The organism is Arthrobacter sp. AOP36-F1-5 (assembly GCF_058137995.1).
In genome coordinates this window covers 3,089,911-3,107,943 of the sequence record NZ_CM176892.1, presented here as the reverse complement: position 1 = coordinate 3,107,943, position 18,033 = coordinate 3,089,911, and the positions used below count along the sequence as shown (strand labels likewise).

Genomic DNA, 18,033 nt, shown 5'->3' with positions numbered 1-18,033 from the left:
ATGACGATCACCGCCGCCGCAGACGGCTCCGCGCTTGGAAACCCAGGACCCGCCGGCTGGGCCTGGTACGTCGACGACTCCGCCTGGCGGGCCGGCGGCTGGCCCCACGGGACGAACAACATGGGCGAACTGATGGCCGTGCTGGATCTGTTCCGTTCCACCGAACATGTCGCCGACGAGCACCTGCACATCCTGTGCGATTCCCAATACGTCATCAACTGCATCACCAAGTGGATGCCGGGGTGGAAACGCAAGGGATGGAAGAAGGCCGACGGCAAGCCGGTGTTGAACGTGGACCTGCTCAAGCAGATCGATGAGGCCATCACCGGCCGCGACTACCGGTTCGAATGGGTCAAGGGCCATGCCGGGCACCACCTCAACGAGGCGGCCGATGACCGCGCCCGGGCTGCGGCCACCGCCTACCAGTCCGGGCGGGGCAGCGACGCGGGCCCGGGCTACCCGGGATCCGGGTCACCTGAGGCCGGCCCGGCGGACCCCGGCCCTTCCCCGCAGGCCGAGCCGGCCCCCACCGGTGCGGACCCCCTGGAACAGGACGACTTGTTCTCCTCCCTCGAGGACCCCGCCGAAACGGGCCGCGGAAGCGCCGAGATCGATGCCGTGGTCGCCCTGGAACGGGAGTTGCTGGATCCTCGGGTCCGCAGCGAAGTGGGACAGCTGAACTTCCTGCTGCATCCGGACTACCGCGAAGTCACGTCCCGGGGGACGCTGACCGAACGCGAGACCGCGGTGACCGTCTTGTCCTCGGGGGCCGTGGACCTGCTGGAAGCCGCCGATCAGGTGGGCGAGGAGGACGACGTCGTCCCGCACGGCGGATGGTCGACCCCGCCGGCCGGCCCCGGGATCGACCGTGCCTTCGAACTGCTCGAGGCGATCCGCGTGGGGGTGGAGGCGATCCACCTGACCTACCGTCTGGTCGGAACGGAATCGGCGGTCACCGTCGGTTCCCTGTGGCAGCGTGAAGAGCAGCGCTGGCGGTTGCGCTTCCGCCAGGAAACCCCCGAAGTCTAGATCCCCGAATGCCGGGGACCCCTCCCCGGAATCGGCAGAGCCCAGGAGCCCCACCGTGAACGACCCGCGCTTCGCCCCCGTCACCGAGCTGTTGGAATCCTTCGCCACGGCGGACCCCGACTACTCGGCCCAGCTCTGCGTCTACGCCGGTGGGCACCCCGTCATCGACCATGCGGTGGGACCGAACTCACAGCTGGATTCGCTGACCGGGGTCTTTTCCGCCTCCAAGGGGGCCGCCGGCATGGTCATCGCCCTGCTGGTGCAGGATGGCCTGCTGGACTTGGAGGAACCGGTGACCAGGTATTGGCCGGAATTCGCGGCCCGGGGCAAGAAGGCCATCACGGTCGGGCAACTGCTGAGCCACCAGGCCGGGCTGCCGGGGGTCGACGGCGGCATGGCGGTGGAGCACTACACCGAATCATCCCAGGGCGCCGCACGCCTGGCCGCCGCCCCTCCCGTCTGGAAACCCGGCTCCACGCACCAATACCACGCGTTGACCATCGGGATCTTCGCCGAGGAACTCGTCCGGCGCATCACCGGGCAGACCCTGCAGCAGGTCTACGAGACCCGCATCCGGGAGCCCTTCGGCATCGACTTCCACCTCGGTCTGCCCGAGGGCGAGGAGCCCCGGTTCCGCGAGGTGCTCAAACCCGCGCAAAGCCCGGAGCTTCCCTTCATCGACCCGTATGGTCCGCTGGGTCTGGCGCTGAACTCCACGGCGGGCTTCGATATCGGAGAGGGCATCAGCTACGACCTGCTGGACCTGCCCAACTACCGGCGGATCAGGGCCTCGGGCCTCGCGGCCGCCGGGGGAGTGGCCAGTGCCCGCGGCCTGGCGCGGCTCTATGCGGCGGCCAGCACCGGCGTCGTCCGGGACGACGGGGCCGCCGATGGGCCCTTCCTGACCGAGGACACGCGAGGGACGGTGGCCGCCGAGCAGGTGTTCGGCCTCGACCGGGCCAACGGGCTGACCGGGGCGTTCGCCGTGATGTTCATGAAATCGATCCCGCGCAACGACTTCGGGTCCTGGCAGTCCTTCGGCCACGACGGGGCCAACGCCACGCTGGCCTACGCCGACCCCGCCTACGGCATCGGATTCGGTTATGTGCCGGCCCGGGCCGAGGAGAGCGGCACCGGCACCCGGGGTGGGCAACTCAGCGTGGCCGTACGCCAGGTCCTGCTCTCCCTCGCCGGCGGCTGAGCGGCGGCACCGGGGTTCACGCGCTCTGCTGCAGGGGCCAGGTCGAGGAGGCGAGTAGTTCGCCGTCGTGCCCGCAGACCAGGACCGCGACCCCGAAATCGCGGACGGCGGCCTCCAGGGTGGATTCCCCGCCGACCATGATGGCCTGGGACAGCACATCCGCGGTGACGATCTCCTCGGCCAACACGCTGACCTGCAGATAGGCGTTCGGCCCGGATCCCGCCCCCGTCGAAGTGGTGGCCAACGCCGCGGTGAACCCGGGGGTCCCGGCCAACGGCACATCGGCGACCAAGGTCGCCGGATCGAAGGGATCGGTGATCCCGGCCCGCCAATGCCTGCCATAGAACGGGTCGGTTCCGGTGGGTTCTGCCGGGAAGGGCGAACCGCTGCACAGCACGTCGCCGCCGGCGGTGACCGACCAATGCGGCAGTTGGAGGTCCATCATGGCCTGGCCGGCGTGGGCGATGGCCCACCCCTTGACCAGCCCGCTCAGATCCACCGGTCCGGTGGAGGTGTGCGGGGTGTAGGCACCGTCGGTCGCCTGGCGCCAGACGGTCGCCTGCTCATAGAGCGCCCGCAACCGGCGGTGGGCGTACCGGAGTTCGATGTCCCCGCGACGCAGGCTCTCCACCGGGCCCTGGCCGTCGACGCCGAAGGAGGTCTGGGCGTCGAGGAAGATGCGCTGGACCGTTTCCACGGCGGCGTCGAGCTCGTCGGGCTCCAGCGGCGCGCTGATGCCGACCGTCGTGCCCAGGGCCTGGAACGACCGGTGGGCCAGCTCCGGGATCCGCGGATCGGCCGGCCCGCCCGTCGCTTCGTCCACCACGCTCATGCCCGGGGTCCCGCGAGACCTGCCGGGGCCATGTGGTCCGGCGTGCTGATGAGCTGGACGGGCTCCGAACCGCGCAGCTGCTGGCGCCTGACACTGGACAGGGTCGAGGGACTGGCCGCCGGCCTCGTGGTGATCGCAACCGCGGAACCGCTCGTGGTGGACCCGAGTCGATAGGGTGCGGGAGCCGGTGTCGCCTGGGCGACCGGTGGCGTGCTGCCGACCCAACCGGCGGCCAACACCCCGGCGGAGGCCACGGAAGCAAAGATGGCTTGGCGGATGTTCACGAGGTGGTCCTTTCGAGGACGGGTTCCTGTCGGTGTTGCATGAAACCAGCCTGTCGAACCGAACTGTGAACACCCTGTGACCGGCCCGCATGGCGGCCCCAGGCGGGCGGGTTTCGCCGAGGGCGGATACATATCGACCGGTGGCGGGCGTCCGGAGAGCGGTGGACGTAGGCTGGACGGGTGGAATTCGAGAAACGGTATCTGGCCCTGGGGGACTCCTTCACCGAAGGCGTGGGTGATGAGGACCCGACCCGTCCCCACGGCGTCCGCGGGTGGGCCGATCGGGTGGCCGAGCAACTCTGTGCCGCCGACCCGGCCTGGGGGTATGCGAATCTGGCCATTCGTGGCAAGAAGATCCACCAGGTCATCGACGAACAGCTCGAAACGGCCCTGGCCATGGAACCGACCCTGGTCACGCTCTATGCCGGGGGCAACGACATCCTGCGCCCCCGGGTGGATATCGACGCGCTGATGGCCGGTTACGACGACATGGTGGCCCGCCTGCGGGCCACCGGTGCAACCGTCGTGGTGTTCACCGGGTTCGACTCCTCGGCCTCGGCCGTCTTCGGCAAGACCCGGGGCCGGACCGCCATCTACAACGAATGGGTGCGTGAAGCAGCTGACCGCCATGGCGCCCTCGTCGCCGACTACTGGCGTTGGCGTGAATTCAGCGATTTCCGGTACTGGGCGGTGGACCGGCTGCATATGGGTCCCCCCGGGCATACGCTGATGGCCAAGAAGGTGTTGACCCTGCTCGAGGGCGCCGACGCGATCGCGACCCCGGAGCTGGAGAGCGCCCCGGAGCCGACCCGTAGGGAACAACTCGCCTCCAACGCCCGCTGGACCCGCGAATTCGTGGTGCCGTGGATCGGGCGCCGTGTGCGGGGGACCTCCTCGGGGGACTCGATGGGCCCCCGCTACCCGGCCTACATCCGGCTCTGAAGGACGGCGCAGTGATTGACTGGTGGCCATGAAGCCATCCACCGGAGCAAACCAGCACGACGGCGAACCGCATGAGGGCGGGGGACTGGCCGAACGGTTGAACTGGCTGCGGGCCGGGGTCCTGGGCGCCAACGACGGGATCGTCTCCACCGCCGCCGTCGTGGTCGGGGTGGCCGGCGCGACCACTGCCACCGGCCCGATCCTGGCCGCCGGGGCGGCGGCACTAATCGGTGGTGCGGTGTCCATGGCGCTGGGTGAATACGTCTCGGTGTCCAGCTCCGCGGATTCGCAGCGGGCCCTCATCGCCCAGGAACGCAGCGAACTGGCGCACCTGCCCCAGGAGGAACTCGACGAACTGGCCGACCTGTATGAGCGGAAGGGGCTCAGCGCCGCCACCGCCCGGACGGTGGCCACCGAACTCACCGCCCATGATGCGTTGGGGGCCCACCTCGACGCCGAACTGAATATCGACCGCGAGGACGTGGTCAGCCCGTGGAGTGCTGCCGCCGCGTCCGCGGTGTCCTTCACGGCCGGGGCGTTGCTGCCGTTCCTGACGGCCGTCCTGCTGCCGGCGCAGTGGAGGATCCCGGTGACCTTCCTCGCCGTCCTGGTGGCCTTGGCCGTGACCGGGGGGCTGGGGGCGCGCCTCGGGGGAGCGCCGGTGTTCAAGCCGGTGGTGAGGGTCGTGGTCGGCGGGATCCTGGCCCTGGGGGCCACGTTCCTCATCGGCACCTGGTTGGGTAGCAGCGGGGTCACCGGCTAGCGGGGCCCCGGCCCGGGGCCCCGGTGGAGCGGATCAGCCCTGCTTGATGACCTGGGTGCCGCCGGCGAACTTATCGAACCAGCTCTGGCGTTTCACGGTGTCGTTGTTGATGGTCACCGCGATGACGATCGCCGCGGCCAGCGAGGCGAGCGAACCAAGTACGGTACCGATGATCGGCAGGATTCCGATGATCCCGAAGCCCATCCAGAGGTTCCGCTTGATCGCCTCGGTCATATCCGGGTGGCCGCCCTGGGCGCCCACGACATGCAGTTTCATGAGCATCTTGCCCACGGTCTGTCCCCGGCTGGACTCCATGAAGGCGAAGTAGCCGACGTAGATGACGGCGCTGACCACCGCTGACACCGCCGTCGCGCCGAAGCTTCTGCCGCCGAGCCCGAGGCCGGCTCCTCCGGCCCCCATGATCGCGCCGGTGATGATCAGGCCTACGACCAGGAAGTTGACGATCAGCAGGATGACGCCGTCGATCAGCCGGGCCAGGAACCGGTCGAGGAGCTCCCCGGGGCGTGTGCCGGTCGGGGGCATGGCGGGGCCGGTGGGCTGGGGCGGAGGAGGTGTGGGATCGCTCATGGCCCCACCATACGCAAGGAACTGTCCCAAGACCATGGGTGGGCAGGATCTACATTTTCGGGCTGAGTGGTACATATGCGTTTTCCGGCACGCTAGCCGATGGCGGTGGAGGGGGATCTAGCGGACGGGGTGCCGTGGGGCTTCCGCATAGGAGGCGGCCGCCGTGGAGCGGCGCCGCCCGTAGGCCAGATAGGCGGCGGCGCCGAGCATCATCCACAGTCCGAAGACGGTCCAGGTGGTGACCCCGAGGTTGGCCATGAGGAACACGCAGCCGGCGACCGCGAGGATCGGGGTCACCGGGTAGAACGGTACGTGGAAGGTGCGGGGCAGCTCCGGGCGGTTGCGGCGCAGGTGGATCACCGAGAGGCTGACCAGGCTGAAGGCGAAGAGCGTGCCGATGCTGGTGGCGTCGGCCAACTCCCCCAGGGGGACCAATCCGGCGGTGATCATGATGACGCCGCCGGTGATCAAGGTGTTCAGGACCGGGGTCCCGGTCCGTGGGTTGAGCTGGCCGAAGACGCGGGGGACCATCCCGTCGCGGGACATGGCCACCAGGACGCGGGTCTGGCCGTAGAGCACCGTGATGACGATGCTGATGATCGCCACGACCGCGCCGACGGAGAAGACCAGGGCCACCCAGGCCTGGCCGGTGATCGCTTCGAGGACCTGGACCAGGGCCGCCTCCTTGCCGATGAACCACTGCCAGTCCTTGGCCCCGACGGCGGCGATGGCGACCAGGATGTAGAGCACGGTCACGATGATCATCGAGGCGATGATGGCCCGTGGCAGATCGCGCTGCGGGTTCACCGCCTCCTCGCCGGCGGTGGATGCGGCGTCGAAACCGATGTAGGAGAAGAACAGCCGGGCCGCCGCGGCCGAGACGCCCGCGGTGCCCATGGGCAGCAGCGGGGTGAAGTTCCCGGTATGGAAGGCGCTGAAGGCGATGACGACGAAGAAGAGCAGCACGACGATCTTCACGAACACCAGCACCGTGTTCACCGTCGCGGACTCCTTGGCCCCGCGCATCAGCAGGACCATGGCCAGGGCGACGACCAGGACGGCCGGGACGTTGAACAGGCCGCCGTCGGCTCCGGGGGGATTGGTCAGCGCTGCGGGCAGGTCCAGCTGGAAGACCCCGGCGAGTTCGTTGACGTATTCCCCGGCGCCCACGGCGATGGCGGCCACCGAGACCCCGTATTCAAGCAGCAGGCACCAGCCACAGATCCAGGCCAGACCTTCACCCATGGTCGCGTACGTGTAGGAGTAGCTGGACCCCGAAACCGGGACGGCCCCGGCCATTTCGGCGTAGGACAGCGCCGAAAGGAGGGCGGCCACCCCGGCGATGGTGAAGGAGATCCAGACCGCGGGCCCGGCCATCGGCACCGAGGAGCCCAGCACGACGAAGATGCCGGTGCCCAGCGTGGCACCGACGCTGATCATGGTCAGTTGCAGCACCCCCAGGGTGCGGCGCATGGTCCCGCCGCCGGAACCGTGGCCGGCGTCGGCCTGTAGTGTTTCGACGTCCTTGCGGAGCAGGAGCTGCCGGCCCAGCGTCAAGGGCCGGCGGCCGGCGGCCGGGGCAGGGAGGTCCGGGGCTGGATGCTTCGATGGAATCTGCAACTGGGTCCTTGGCGGGGCCGGGTGGGCCTGCGGTCGGGCGGCGCCCGTCGGATCGCGGCAGGTGCCGGTGTCGGCAAATGAACTTACATATTTTCGCACCATCATGCATGAATATGAAAATCGATGGCGCGACGCGGAGGTTGTCCGTGGCATGGGTCTCCACGTATCATGAAGACGTGTCCACTAGGGCACACGCCTATGACTTGCGGCGGGAGAGTCCCGTCAGATCCACTGGCGGGCGCCGTAGGAGCAATACCCTCCCCGGGAATCTCTCAGGCCCCCGTACCGCCGCGCAGAGGCAACTCTGGAAAGAAGACGCATCGCCGGCCGGGGGCACCCGACCAGCAGGCGAAGCGCTCACCGACGGTGCAAGCCGCGGCCGGTCAACTCCGGACGTAGCGGAATCTCTCAGGTCCAATACAGAGTCGGGGAGGAACCGAAGCTCATTCGGTGTGCACCACACATCGACCACACTTGGAGTTCCCCTGATGACCGAGACCACGGCCCGTCCCACCACCAGCACCGCCGGCGAACTTGCCTTCGCCGACCGTCATATCGGCCCCCGCGGCGACGCCACCGAGACCATGCTCCGGCAGCTCGGCTACGCGAGCCTCGACGATCTCGTCGACACCGCGGTCCCCGCCGACATCCGCCAGGCCAAGCCCCTGGACCTGCCGGCGGCCCGCTCCGAGGCCGAGGTCCTGGATGACCTGCGTGCCATCGCGGCGAAGAACATCGTCAAGACCCAGATGATCGGCCAGGGGTTCTACAACACGATCACCCCGCCGGTCATCCTGCGCAACGTTCTGGAGGACCCCGCCTGGTACACCGCCTACACCCCATACCAGCCGGAGATCTCCCAGGGCCGGCTCGAGGCCCTGCTGAACTTCCAGACCATGGTCTCGGATCTGACCGGGCTGCCGATCGCCAACGCCTCGCTGCTCGATGAAGCCTCGGCCGTCGCCGAAGCCGTCCTGCTGATGCGCCGCGCCAACAAGGCCAAGGCCGAGGCCAAGACCGTCCTGGATGCCGACATGTTCCCGCAGACCATCGCCGTGGTGAAGGGACGCGCCGAGGCACTGGGCTTCGAACTCGAGATCGCCGACCTGTCCCAGGGGCTGCCCGACGGCGAGATCTCCGGCATCGTGCTCCAGCAGCCGGGGAACTCGGGCCGGGTCTCCGACCACGCAGGCGTGATCGCCGCCGCCAAGGAGCGCGGGGCGATGGTCACCGTCGCCGCCGACATCCTGGCCCTGACCCTCATCGTCCCGCCGGGCGAGCAGGGAGCCGACATCGCGGTGGGCAACACCCAGCGCCTGGGTGTCCCGCTGTTCTTCGGTGGCCCGCACGCCGCCTACATGTCGGTACGCGACGGCCTGGTGCGCTCGCTGCCGGGCCGCCTGGTCGGGGTGTCCAAGGACGACACCGGACTACCCGCCTACCGTCTGGCCCTGCAGACCCGTGAGCAGCACATCCGCCGCGAGAAGGCCACCTCCAACATCTGCACCGCCCAGGCGCTGTTGGCCATCACCTCCTCGATGTACGGCGTCTACCACGGCCCCGAGGGCCTCAAGGCGATCGCCCAGCGGGCCCACCTGCGGGCCGGTGCCCTGGCCTCGGTGCTCCGTGACGCGGGCTTCACCGTGGCCAACGAATCCTTCTTCGACACGCTGACCCTGCAGGTCCCCGGCCGGGCCGATGAGCTGGTGGCCGCCGCCGAGGACAACGGCATCAACCTCCGTCGCCTGGACGCCGACACGGTGGGCATCTCCACCGACGAGACCACCACCACCGCCCACCTGGTCGCGATCGCCGAGGCCTTCGGCGTCGCCGACGCGGCCGCCGCCATCGAACAGGCCGAAGCCGCCGCCACCGAACAGCTTCCGGCCGCCGTCGTGCGCTCCAGCGAGTACATGACCCACCCGATCTTCCACACGGTCCGTTCCGAAACCCAGATGCTGCGCTACCTGCGTCGCCTCTCGGACCGCGACCTGGCACTGGACCGCACCATGATCCCGCTGGGCTCATGCACCATGAAGCTCAACGCCACCGCCGAGATGGAATCCATCTCCTGGCCGGAGTTCGCCTCCATCCACCCCTACGCCCCGTCCCACCAGACCGTGGGCTGGCGTGAACTGATCGACGACCTGGAATCCAGGCTCTCGGCCATCACCGGGTACGCAGGGGTCTCCATCCAGCCCAATGCCGGTTCGCAGGGCGAATACGCGGGTCTGATGGCCATCCGCCAGTACCACCTGGCCAATGGCGACGCCGAACGCACCGTCTGCCTCATCCCGGCCTCGGCCCACGGGACCAACGCAGCCTCGGCGGTGCTGGCCGGGTTGAAGGTCGTGGTCGTCAAGACCGCAGCCGACGGCACCATCGACTCCGCCGACCTGGACGCGAAGATCGAAACCCACCGCGAGGCACTGGCGGGCATCATGATCACCTACCCGTCCACGCACGGGGTGTACGACGACGATGTGCGCGAGGTCTGCGATAAGGTCCACACCGCCGGCGGACAGGTCTACATCGACGGAGCCAACCTCAACGCCCTGGTCGGCCTCGGCCAGCCGGGCCAGTTCGGCGGCGACGTCTCGCACCTGAACCTGCATAAGACCTTCTGCATCCCGCACGGCGGCGGCGGACCCGGCGTCGGCCCGGTCGCCGTGGCCGAGCACCTGGTCCCGTTCCTGCCCGGAGCCCCGGCCGGCGAAGCCACCGCACGCACCGGCACCGCGGTCGCCGCGACCACCTACGGGTCGGCCGGCGTGCTGCCCATCTCCTGGGCCTACGTGGCCATGATGGGCGCCGAGGGCCTGACCAACGCCACCAAGAACGCGTTGCTGACCGCCAACTACGTCGCTTCGCGGCTCAACGAGTACTTCCCGGTGCTCTACACCGGCAACCAGGGCCTGGTCGCCCACGAATGCATACTGGATCTGCGCGATGCCACCGCCAAGACCGGCATCACCGCCGAGGACGTGGCCAAGCGCCTGATCGATTACGGCTTCCACGCCCCGACACTGGCCTTCCCGGTCGCCGGCACGCTGATGGTGGAGCCGACCGAATCCGAGGACCTGGCGGAAATCGACCGGTTCATCGACGCCATGATCGCGATCCGGGCCGAAATGGAGCAGGTCCTTTCCGGGGAGTTCACCGCGGCGGAATCCCCGCTGCGGCTGTCCCCGCACAGCGCGGCCGCCGTGGTCTCCAGCGACTGGGACCGGGCCTACACCCGCGAGCAGGGGGCCTTCCCGCTGCCCGGGCTGCGCCAGGACAAGTACTTCGCCCCGGTGGGACGCATCGACGGGGCCGGCGGCGACCGGAACCTGATCTGCTCCTGCCCGCCACCCGAGGCATTCGAGAACTAGACCGGATCCGCGGAACCCGACGAAAGGCAGCCTGAGCTGTGAGCACCGAAACCACCACCACGCCGAAGCAGACGCCCCTGCACGGCGAACACGAATCACTGGGCGCGCATTTCACCGACTTCGGTGGCTGGGACATGCCGCTGAAATACGGTTCCGAACTGGCCGAACACCAGGCCGTCCGCGAAGCCGCGGGGCTCTTCGACCTCTCCCATATGGGCGAGGTCCGGGTCGAAGGCCCCGAGGCCGCGAAGTTCCTGAACAGTGCGCTGGCCGGGAACATGGCCATCATGAAGATCGGCAAGGCCAAATATTCGGTGATCTGCAACGCCGAGGGCGGGATCCTCGATGACCTGATCACCTACCGCCGCGCCGAGGAGGACTTCCTCGTGGTCCCCAACGCCGGCAACGCCGACGTCGTGGCGGCAGCACTGGCCGAACGCGCCGCCGGCTTCGAGGTCACCGTCACCGACGAGTCGGCCGAGACGGCCCTGATCGCCATCCAGGGACCCGCCGCCGCGGGGATCCTCACCGGGCTGGTCACCGGCGCCGACGTCGAGACCGTCCAGGAGATGAAGTACTACGCGGCCGATGACGTCACCGTCGCCGGGATCAACGTGATGCTGGCCCGCACCGGCTATACGGGCGAGGACGGCTTCGAGCTGTACCTGCCCAACGCCGAGGCCACCACCCTGTGGAAGGCACTGCTCGAGGCCGGCACCGAGGCAGGGCTCATTCCCGCCGGACTGGCCAGCCGTGACTCGCTGCGCCTGGAGGCCGGGATGCCGCTCTACGGCAACGAGCTGTCCACGGACATCACCCCGTTCGATGCCGGTCTGGGACCGATCGTCTCCTTCAAGAAGGAGGAGGACTTCCTCGGGCGGACCGCGTTGGAAGCCAAGAAGGCCGAAGGCGTGGCGCGCAAGCTCGTGGGTCTGAAGGGCCTGGGGCGTCGAGCCGGACGTTCCCACTACGCTGTGATGAAGGACGGGAACGTCGTCGGCGAGGTCACCTCGGGCCAGCCCAGCCCCACGCTGGGCCACCCCATCGCGTTGGCCTACGTCGATGTCGAACTCACCGAGGCCGGCACCGCACTGGATGTCGACCTCCGTGGCAAGGCCCAGCCCTTCGAGGTCGTCGCCCTGCCGTTCTACTCCCGCCAGAAGTAAATCCCCCACATCCGTGGATCCAGAGACTAAGGACAACACATGAGCAAGGTTCTTTCGACCCTCCGTTACTCCGCCGAGCACGAGTGGGTTGACGACTCCACCCCGACCAAGGTCGGCATCACCCAGGTCGCCGCCGACGCACTCGGCGACGTCGTCTACGTCGACCTGCCCGAGGTCGGCTCGACCGTCACCGCCGGGGAGACCTGCGGGGAAGTCGAATCCACCAAGTCGGTTTCCGACCTCTACGCGCCGGTGACCGGCACCATCGTGGAGACCAACCCGGCCGTGGAGGACAACCCGGCCCTGCTGAACGACGACCCCTACGGCGGCGGATGGCTGTTCACCGTCGAGGTTTCCGAAGAGGGACCGCTGCTCTCGGCAGCGGACTACGCCTCGGCCAACGGTGGCGATGTCGAGTGACCATCGAATCCGCACAGGTCCTCTCCTCCAGCCTCACGGCCCCGCTGGCGGAGCTTGATCCCGAGGTTGCTTCGCGGATCGATGCCGAGCTGGCCCGCCAGCAGGACGGTCTGGAAATGATCGCCTCGGAGAACCACACCGCCCAGGCGGTCATGGAAGCCCAGGGCTCGGTGCTGACCAATAAATACGCCGAGGGATACCCCGGGCGCCGGTACTACGGCGGCTGCGAGCATGTCGACGTGATCGAGTCGCTGGCGATCGAGCGGGTCAAGGCCCTCTTCGGGGCCGGTTTCGCCAACGTCCAGCCGCATTCGGGCGCCCAGGCCAATGCCTCGGTGATGCACGCGTTGATCCGTCCCGGGGACACGGTCATGGGCCTGAACCTGGCCCATGGCGGTCACTTGACCCACGGGATGAAGATCAACTTCTCCGGGCGGCTGTACAACATCGTCCCGTACTCGGTGTCCGAAACGGATCTGCGGATCGATATGGACGAGGTCGAGGCGTTGGCGATCGAGCACCAGCCCAAGATGATCGTGGCCGGCTGGTCGGCGTATCCGCGTCAGCTGGACTTCGAACGCTTCCGGGCCATTGCCGATCAGGTCGGTGCCTACTTGTTCGTGGACATGGCCCATTTCGCCGGTCTGGTCGCTGCCGGGTTGCATCCTTCCCCGGTGCCCCATGCCCATGTGGTCACCTCCACCACGCATAAGACGTTGGCCGGCCCGCGCGGCGGGATCATCCTGACCAACGAGGCCGATATCGCCAAGAAGATCAACTCCGCGGTGTTCCCCGGTCAGCAGGGCGGGCCGTTGGAGCATGTCATTGCCGGCAAGGCGGTGGCGTTCAAGATCGCCGCCTCCGAAGAGTTCGCCGAGCGCCAGGCGCGCACGTTGGCCGGGGCGAGGATCCTGGCCGAACGCCTCACGGCCGCAGATGTCGCCGAGTGCGGGATCAGCGTGTTGACCGGGGGCACGGATGTGCACCTGGTGTTGGTGGATCTGCGGGATTCGGTCCTCAATGGCCAGGAAGGCGAGGACCTGTTGGCGAAGATCGAGATCACGGTCAACCGCAATGCGGTCCCGTTCGATCCGCGGCCTCCGATGGTGACGTCGGGGCTACGGATCGGGACCCCGGCGTTGGCCACCCGTGGTTTCTCGGAGGCGGCCTTTACCGAGGTCGCCGACATCATCGCGTTGGCGTTGATCGCCGGGACCGCCGACGGCGGTGCCGACGCGGCGGTCCTTGACGGGTTGAAGGCCAGGGTCACCGCCCTGGCCACCGCCCACCCGCTCTACCCGGAACTTCCTCAGCTCTGCTGAGCCGCCTCCAGCCCCTCACGGGCGTCGTCGGGCCCGGGGGCATCGAACCCCGGGCCCGACGCATGACCGCACCCACCTCGTGCAAAGGAAACCACACCATGGCCATCAGCGTCTTCGACCTCTTCTCGATCGGCATCGGCCCCTCGAGTTCCCATACCGTCGGGCCCATGCGTGCCGCCCAGCGTTTCGCCGCGCACCTCGTGGAAGGCCAACTGGCTGAAGCCACCGCCGATCTGCAGATCGACGTCTACGGGTCGCTCGCCGCCACCGGCAAGGGCCATGGGACGTTCACCGCAGTCCTGCTGGGGATGGAGGGGTTCGAGCCCGAGAGCATCCTGCCCGACCAGGTCGAGGAGCGGCTGGAGGACATCGCCGCCACCGGAACCCTGCGCCTGGCCGCCGAACTAGGGGCCCGGAAGGATCTGTCCTATTCCGCCGATGACATGGTCCAGCGTCCGCTGACCATCCTGCCCCGGCACACCAACGGCATCCGCTTCCAGGCCCTGGACGCCTCCGGCGGCGTCCTGCTGGATGAGACCTACTATTCCGTCGGGGGCGGATTCATCGTCCGTGACGGCGACGAGGATGCCGCGGCCGCCGAACTCGATGAGGTCAACGAAGAGATCCCCTACCCCTTCACCACCGCGGCCCGGTTGCTCGAACACTGCCACGCCAGCGAAATGGGCATCGCCGACGTGATGCTCGCCAATGAGCTGACCTACAGGTCCCGCGAGGAGATCCGTGCCGGCCTGCTGCATATCTGGGACGTCATGGAACAGTGCAAGGATTCGGCCATCGCCCGCGAAGGGCTGCTGCCGGGGGGCCTGAAGGTCCGTCGCCGGGCCCCCGACTGGCATGAGCGCCTGACCAAGGAGGACAAGGACCGCGACCCGCGCTACTGGCAGGAATGGGTCAACCTCGTCGCCCTGGCCGTGAACGAGGAGAACGCCACCGGCGGGCGCGTGGTGACCGCGCCGACCAACGGGGCGGCAGGGATCATCCCCGCGGTCATGTTCTACGCCACGCACTACCTGCCCGGAACCGAATACGCCACCGGCGAGGACAAGGAAGACATCATCGTCCGCTTCCTGCTCGCTGCCGCCGCCGTGGGGGTGCTCTACAAGGAGCAGGCCTCCATCTCCGGTGCCGAGGTCGGCTGCCAGGGCGAGGTCGGCTCGGCCTCCTCCATGGCCGCCGCGGGACTGGCCGAGGTCCTCGGAGGCAGCCCGGCCCAGGTGGAGAACGCCGCGGAGATCGCCATGGAACACAATCTCGGGCTGACCTGCGATCCGATCGGCGGTCTGGTGCAGATCCCGTGCATCGAACGCAATGCGATCGGCGCCTCCAAGGCCGTCAACGCGGCGAAGATGGCGCTGATGGGCGATGGCGAACACCGGGTCTCCTTGGACGAAGTCATCGTGACCATGCGCGAAACCGGCAAGGACATGAGCGATAAATATAAGGAAACCGCGATGGGTGGGCTCGCCGTGAACGTGGTGGAGTGCTAGTTCCCGGTCGTGGGGGATGCTGCCGGGGTACCGGTGCTGCTTTGGCGCGGAACACCGATTCGGATTAGGGTGGGGCTTGGAGCCGTCGGGATCGGCGTGCTTCGCTGATCGACGCCTGCCGGGCTGATGGCCCGTGCCCGCGTATGGCTTGCCGAATCGGGAGGTGACCCGCATATGGACGACGGACCGTCTCGAGAACCCGCGCCCGCCGCGGGTCCACACACCTCGCCGTCGTTCCTTGTGGGCCGTCGGTATTCCCCTGCGCCTCGCGCAGTCATCAGCTAGCGTCCCTCGAGGGGACGCGTACCGGAGGGAACCCGGATCATGAACCCCGAAGACACCGTGGAAATCGATGACACCATCGAGGCCCTGAAGCAGGCCCTCAACCGTGATGACCTGGCCGCCGCGGGTGGGCTGGTTGCCCACCTGCCCATCTCCAAGACCCTGGACGAACTGGAACGGCTGAACGACCGCGACCGGGCGGTGCTCTACCGCCTGCTCGACAAGGACCGGGCCCTGGCCGTCTTCGAACGGCTGGACCCGACCCTGCAATCCGAACTCATCCAGGGGCTGAAGGACACCGACGTCGCCGAGGTCTTCGACAACCTGAGCCCGGATGACCGGGTGGGCCTGCTCGACGAGCTTCCCTCGGTGGTGGCCCGTCGACTCCTGCTGGGCCTCTCCGGCCGGGAACGCGCCCTGACCGACGCCGTGCTGGGTTACGGACAGGGCTCGATCGGGCGCAGCATGAGCCCCGAATTCATCAGCGCCCACCCCTGGACCACCGTGGACCAGGCGTTGGAGAAGGTCCGCACGGGCCTGGACGACGCCGAGACCATCTACACCCTGCCGGTCACCGATGCCGGGCGGGCCCTGGTGGGGATCATCAGCCTGCGTGACCTGCTGCGCGCGGATCCGGGCAAGACGGTGGGCGAGATCATGGTGGATGCGGAATCCGTCCGGGCCACCGTGGACGAGGAGACCGCGGCCCGGCGCTGCGCCGACCTGCAGGTGCTGGCGCTGCCGGTGGTCGATACGGAGAACCGGCTGTTGGGCATCCTGACCGTCGACGATGCGTTGCGGATCATCGAAGCCGCCGAATCCGAGGATGCGGCCCGCAGTGGTGGTACCGAACCGCTGCGCCGGCCCTATCTGGCGACCCCGATCTGGGAGATCGTCAAGTCCCGGGTGGTGTGGCTGCTGGTCCTGGCCATCGGCGCCACGTTGACGGTGCGGGTCCTGCACGAATTCGAGGCGACCCTGATGGAGGTGGCGGTGCTGACCTCGTTCATTCCGCTGCTGATCGGCACCGGTGGCAACACCGGCAACCAGGCTGCCACCACGGTCACCCGCGCCCTGGCGTTGGGTGATGTCCGGGCCCGCGACATCCTGCGCGTGTTCGCCCGGGAAGTACGGGTGGGCGCCATGCTGGGCCTGCTGTTGGGTGCGTTGGGCTTCGCCATCGCGGCGCTGATCTACAGTCCCGACATCGGCTGGGTGATCGGGTTGACCCTGGGCGGGGTCTGCACGATGGCGGCCACGGTCGGCGGGATCATGCCCCTGTTGGGCAAGGCGATCAAGGCCGACCCGGCGGTGTTCTCCAACCCGTTCATCACCACTTTCGTGGACGCCGCCGGCCTGATCCTGTACTTCGTGATCGCGAAGGCAGTGCTGGGTATCTAGGGTCGGCAGCGGGGCTGCCGGGGCGGGGAAACAGGCTCTGTTCGCCGGGTCCCGGCGATGCTACGGTGGGCTCACGGACCCAGTAGTCACGCGGCGAAGGCGTCGCGTGGGAAGGAGTTTCCCCATGGCAAATAGGGCAGGTTCCAGCGGAATTGATGCCACGTTGTTTCGACAAGAAGGTCCGTGGTGCACGGCCTTCGTAGATGCCTCGCTCGGTACTACGGCAGCCCAGGAAGCCGCCGATGCCCTGCCCGATACAGTTGCCCGACTTCTGAAAAGCCAACAGGCCAGCGCCCCCGACATAGATGCGATGCGCGCCGCCATGCATCCCGCCGAGGGGCGTCCCTCGCCGGTCTCCCGCTTCGTCGCCGTCTGCGACGGACAGGTCGTCCTGGATGAGCTGGTCCAGGGGGTGAAGACCGATTCACCGCAGGTGGACTGCAGCGAGTTCCCCAACCTGGTGCCGCTGGCGCGGGCCCACGGTGGACAGTTCCCCTACCTGGTCGCCGAAGTCGGCCGTGACGGGGGAGAGGTGCGGTTGCGCCATTCGGCCGTGGCCGGGGTCGCCGAGGAGTACCGGGTGGCCAATGATCGCGACGACGCCCACCATGCCCGGCGGGTGCCCGGCCGATACGAGGAATCGAAGAACCAGCACCAGACGGCAGAGGTCTGGCGCCGGAACGCCGACGAGATCGCCCGGCTGGTCGACGAGGTGGCTCGTGACACCCGGGCCCGGCTGGTGGTCCTGTCCGGGGACACGAAGGCCCGCGAGCTCGTCCTGTCCCAACTGGCCGAACCGACCCGGGCCCTGGCGGTGACACTTGACCAGCACACACGGACCGGAGGCGCCGATGCCACGGCCGTGGAGAAGGAAGTCGAAGCGCATGTCGCGGCCCTGCTGGCCGAGGACATCCGTGAACTCTCGGAACGTATCTCCAACCAGGTCAACGCCGTCCAGCCGGGGGCGGTGCTCGGCTTCGAGGACGTCGTCTGGGCTCTGCAACAGGGTCAGGCCGCCACGGTCGTCGTGGCCGAATTCCAGGACGACCATTCGCTGCTGGCCCTTGAAGGGGAGCCCTGGCTGGCTTCCGAGGGGGCCGATCTCCAAGGATCGGGGGCCTTGGGCTCATGGCCCGCACCGGAGGTCCTGCTCCGCGCCGTCGCCATGACCGATGCCTCGATCAGGTACGTCCCCGCCGGGGTGCTTCCCGGAGGGGCCGGGATCGCGGCACTGCTGCGGTGGCCCAAGGCCGAAGCGGCCTGATCGGAATCCTCGGGGCCGTTCCGCAGCCGGTGGTCCA

General features: G+C 68.3%; 15 protein-coding genes and 1 riboswitch. Of the genes, 11 read left to right on the top strand and 4 right to left on the bottom strand.

What is annotated here, in order from left to right; all coding sequences use genetic code 11:
- A complete protein-coding gene (locus AC3ZI9_RS14235) occupies positions 1-1,029 on the top strand; it encodes an RNase H family protein (protein ID WP_444555566.1) in 1,029 nt (342 codons plus the stop codon).
- A gap of 55 nt (positions 1,030-1,084) precedes the next feature.
- Entirely contained in the window at positions 1,085-2,230 is a 1,146-nt protein-coding gene (locus tag AC3ZI9_RS14230; RefSeq protein WP_444555567.1) for a serine hydrolase domain-containing protein, read from the top strand.
- A 16-nt stretch (positions 2,231-2,246) separates the two neighbouring features.
- Here the strand turns inward: AC3ZI9_RS14230 and AC3ZI9_RS14225 are convergent, their stop codons facing one another.
- On the bottom strand, positions 2,247-3,062 hold the full coding sequence (locus tag AC3ZI9_RS14225; protein ID WP_443384132.1) for an FAD:protein FMN transferase: 816 nt from the start codon (positions 3,060-3,062) through the stop codon (positions 2,247-2,249).
- Positions 3,059-3,346, bottom strand: a complete 288-nt coding sequence (locus AC3ZI9_RS14220; RefSeq protein ID WP_443384133.1) for a hypothetical protein — start codon at positions 3,344-3,346, stop codon at positions 3,059-3,061. Before AC3ZI9_RS14220 ends, AC3ZI9_RS14225 begins: the two co-directional genes overlap by 4 nt.
- A gap of 180 nt (positions 3,347-3,526) precedes the next feature.
- Here AC3ZI9_RS14220 and AC3ZI9_RS14215 point away from each other — a divergent pair, with 180 nt between their 5' ends.
- Positions 3,527-4,288: an SGNH/GDSL hydrolase family protein gene (locus tag AC3ZI9_RS14215; protein WP_444555568.1), complete on the top strand. Its 762-nt coding sequence runs from the start codon at positions 3,527-3,529 to the stop codon at positions 4,286-4,288.
- A 28-nt stretch (positions 4,289-4,316) separates the two neighbouring features.
- Positions 4,317-5,051 carry a VIT1/CCC1 transporter family protein gene (locus tag AC3ZI9_RS14210; RefSeq protein ID WP_444561802.1) on the top strand — a complete coding sequence of 245 codons (735 nt, stop codon included), beginning with the start codon at positions 4,317-4,319 and terminating at the stop codon, positions 5,049-5,051.
- 33 nt (positions 5,052-5,084) lie between these two features.
- Here the strand turns inward: AC3ZI9_RS14210 and AC3ZI9_RS14205 are convergent, their stop codons facing one another.
- Both AC3ZI9_RS14205 and AC3ZI9_RS14200 read right to left on the bottom strand, forming a co-directional pair.
- Positions 5,085-5,639 (bottom strand): RDD family protein, encoded by a 555-nt coding sequence (locus tag AC3ZI9_RS14205; RefSeq protein ID WP_444561803.1) that lies wholly within the window; start codon positions 5,637-5,639, stop codon positions 5,085-5,087.
- Positions 5,640-5,756: 117 nt separating this feature from the next.
- Positions 5,757-7,253: an amino acid permease gene (locus AC3ZI9_RS14200; protein ID WP_444561805.1), complete on the bottom strand. Its 1,497-nt coding sequence runs from the start codon at positions 7,251-7,253 to the stop codon at positions 5,757-5,759.
- A 205-nt stretch (positions 7,254-7,458) separates the two neighbouring features.
- Positions 7,459-7,557, top strand: a riboswitch (glycine riboswitch).
- A gap of 190 nt (positions 7,558-7,747) precedes the next feature.
- Between AC3ZI9_RS14200 and gcvP the strand changes: the two genes are divergently transcribed.
- The 7 genes from gcvP (at position 7,748) to AC3ZI9_RS14165 (ending at position 17,996) form a co-directional block, all read left to right on the top strand.
- Positions 7,748-10,633, top strand: coding sequence for an aminomethyl-transferring glycine dehydrogenase (gene gcvP / locus AC3ZI9_RS14195; RefSeq protein WP_444566810.1), 2,886 nt, complete (start codon positions 7,748-7,750; stop codon positions 10,631-10,633).
- A gap of 38 nt (positions 10,634-10,671) precedes the next feature.
- Positions 10,672-11,799 carry a glycine cleavage system aminomethyltransferase GcvT gene (gene gcvT / locus AC3ZI9_RS14190; RefSeq protein WP_444555571.1) on the top strand — a complete coding sequence of 376 codons (1,128 nt, stop codon included), beginning with the start codon at positions 10,672-10,674 and terminating at the stop codon, positions 11,797-11,799.
- Between the two features lie 39 nt (positions 11,800-11,838).
- Positions 11,839-12,219 (top strand): glycine cleavage system protein GcvH, encoded by a 381-nt coding sequence (gene gcvH / locus AC3ZI9_RS14185; protein WP_444555572.1) that lies wholly within the window; start codon positions 11,839-11,841, stop codon positions 12,217-12,219.
- Positions 12,216-13,541, top strand: coding sequence for a serine hydroxymethyltransferase (gene glyA, locus AC3ZI9_RS14180; RefSeq protein WP_489923704.1), 1,326 nt, complete (start codon positions 12,216-12,218; stop codon positions 13,539-13,541). The genes gcvH and glyA overlap by 4 nt, the downstream gene beginning before the upstream one ends.
- Before the next feature lie 98 nt (positions 13,542-13,639).
- Complete coding sequence (locus tag AC3ZI9_RS14175) at positions 13,640-15,049, top strand: L-serine ammonia-lyase (protein WP_489923703.1); 1,410 nt, start codon at positions 13,640-13,642, stop codon at positions 15,047-15,049.
- 324 nt (positions 15,050-15,373) lie between these two features.
- Positions 15,374-16,732 carry a magnesium transporter gene (mgtE, locus tag AC3ZI9_RS14170; RefSeq protein ID WP_444566814.1) on the top strand — a complete coding sequence of 453 codons (1,359 nt, stop codon included), beginning with the start codon at positions 15,374-15,376 and terminating at the stop codon, positions 16,730-16,732.
- A 124-nt stretch (positions 16,733-16,856) separates the two neighbouring features.
- Positions 16,857-17,996 (top strand): baeRF2 domain-containing protein, encoded by a 1,140-nt coding sequence (locus AC3ZI9_RS14165; protein ID WP_489923702.1) that lies wholly within the window; start codon positions 16,857-16,859, stop codon positions 17,994-17,996.
- Positions 17,997-18,033: the final 37 nt, after the last annotated feature.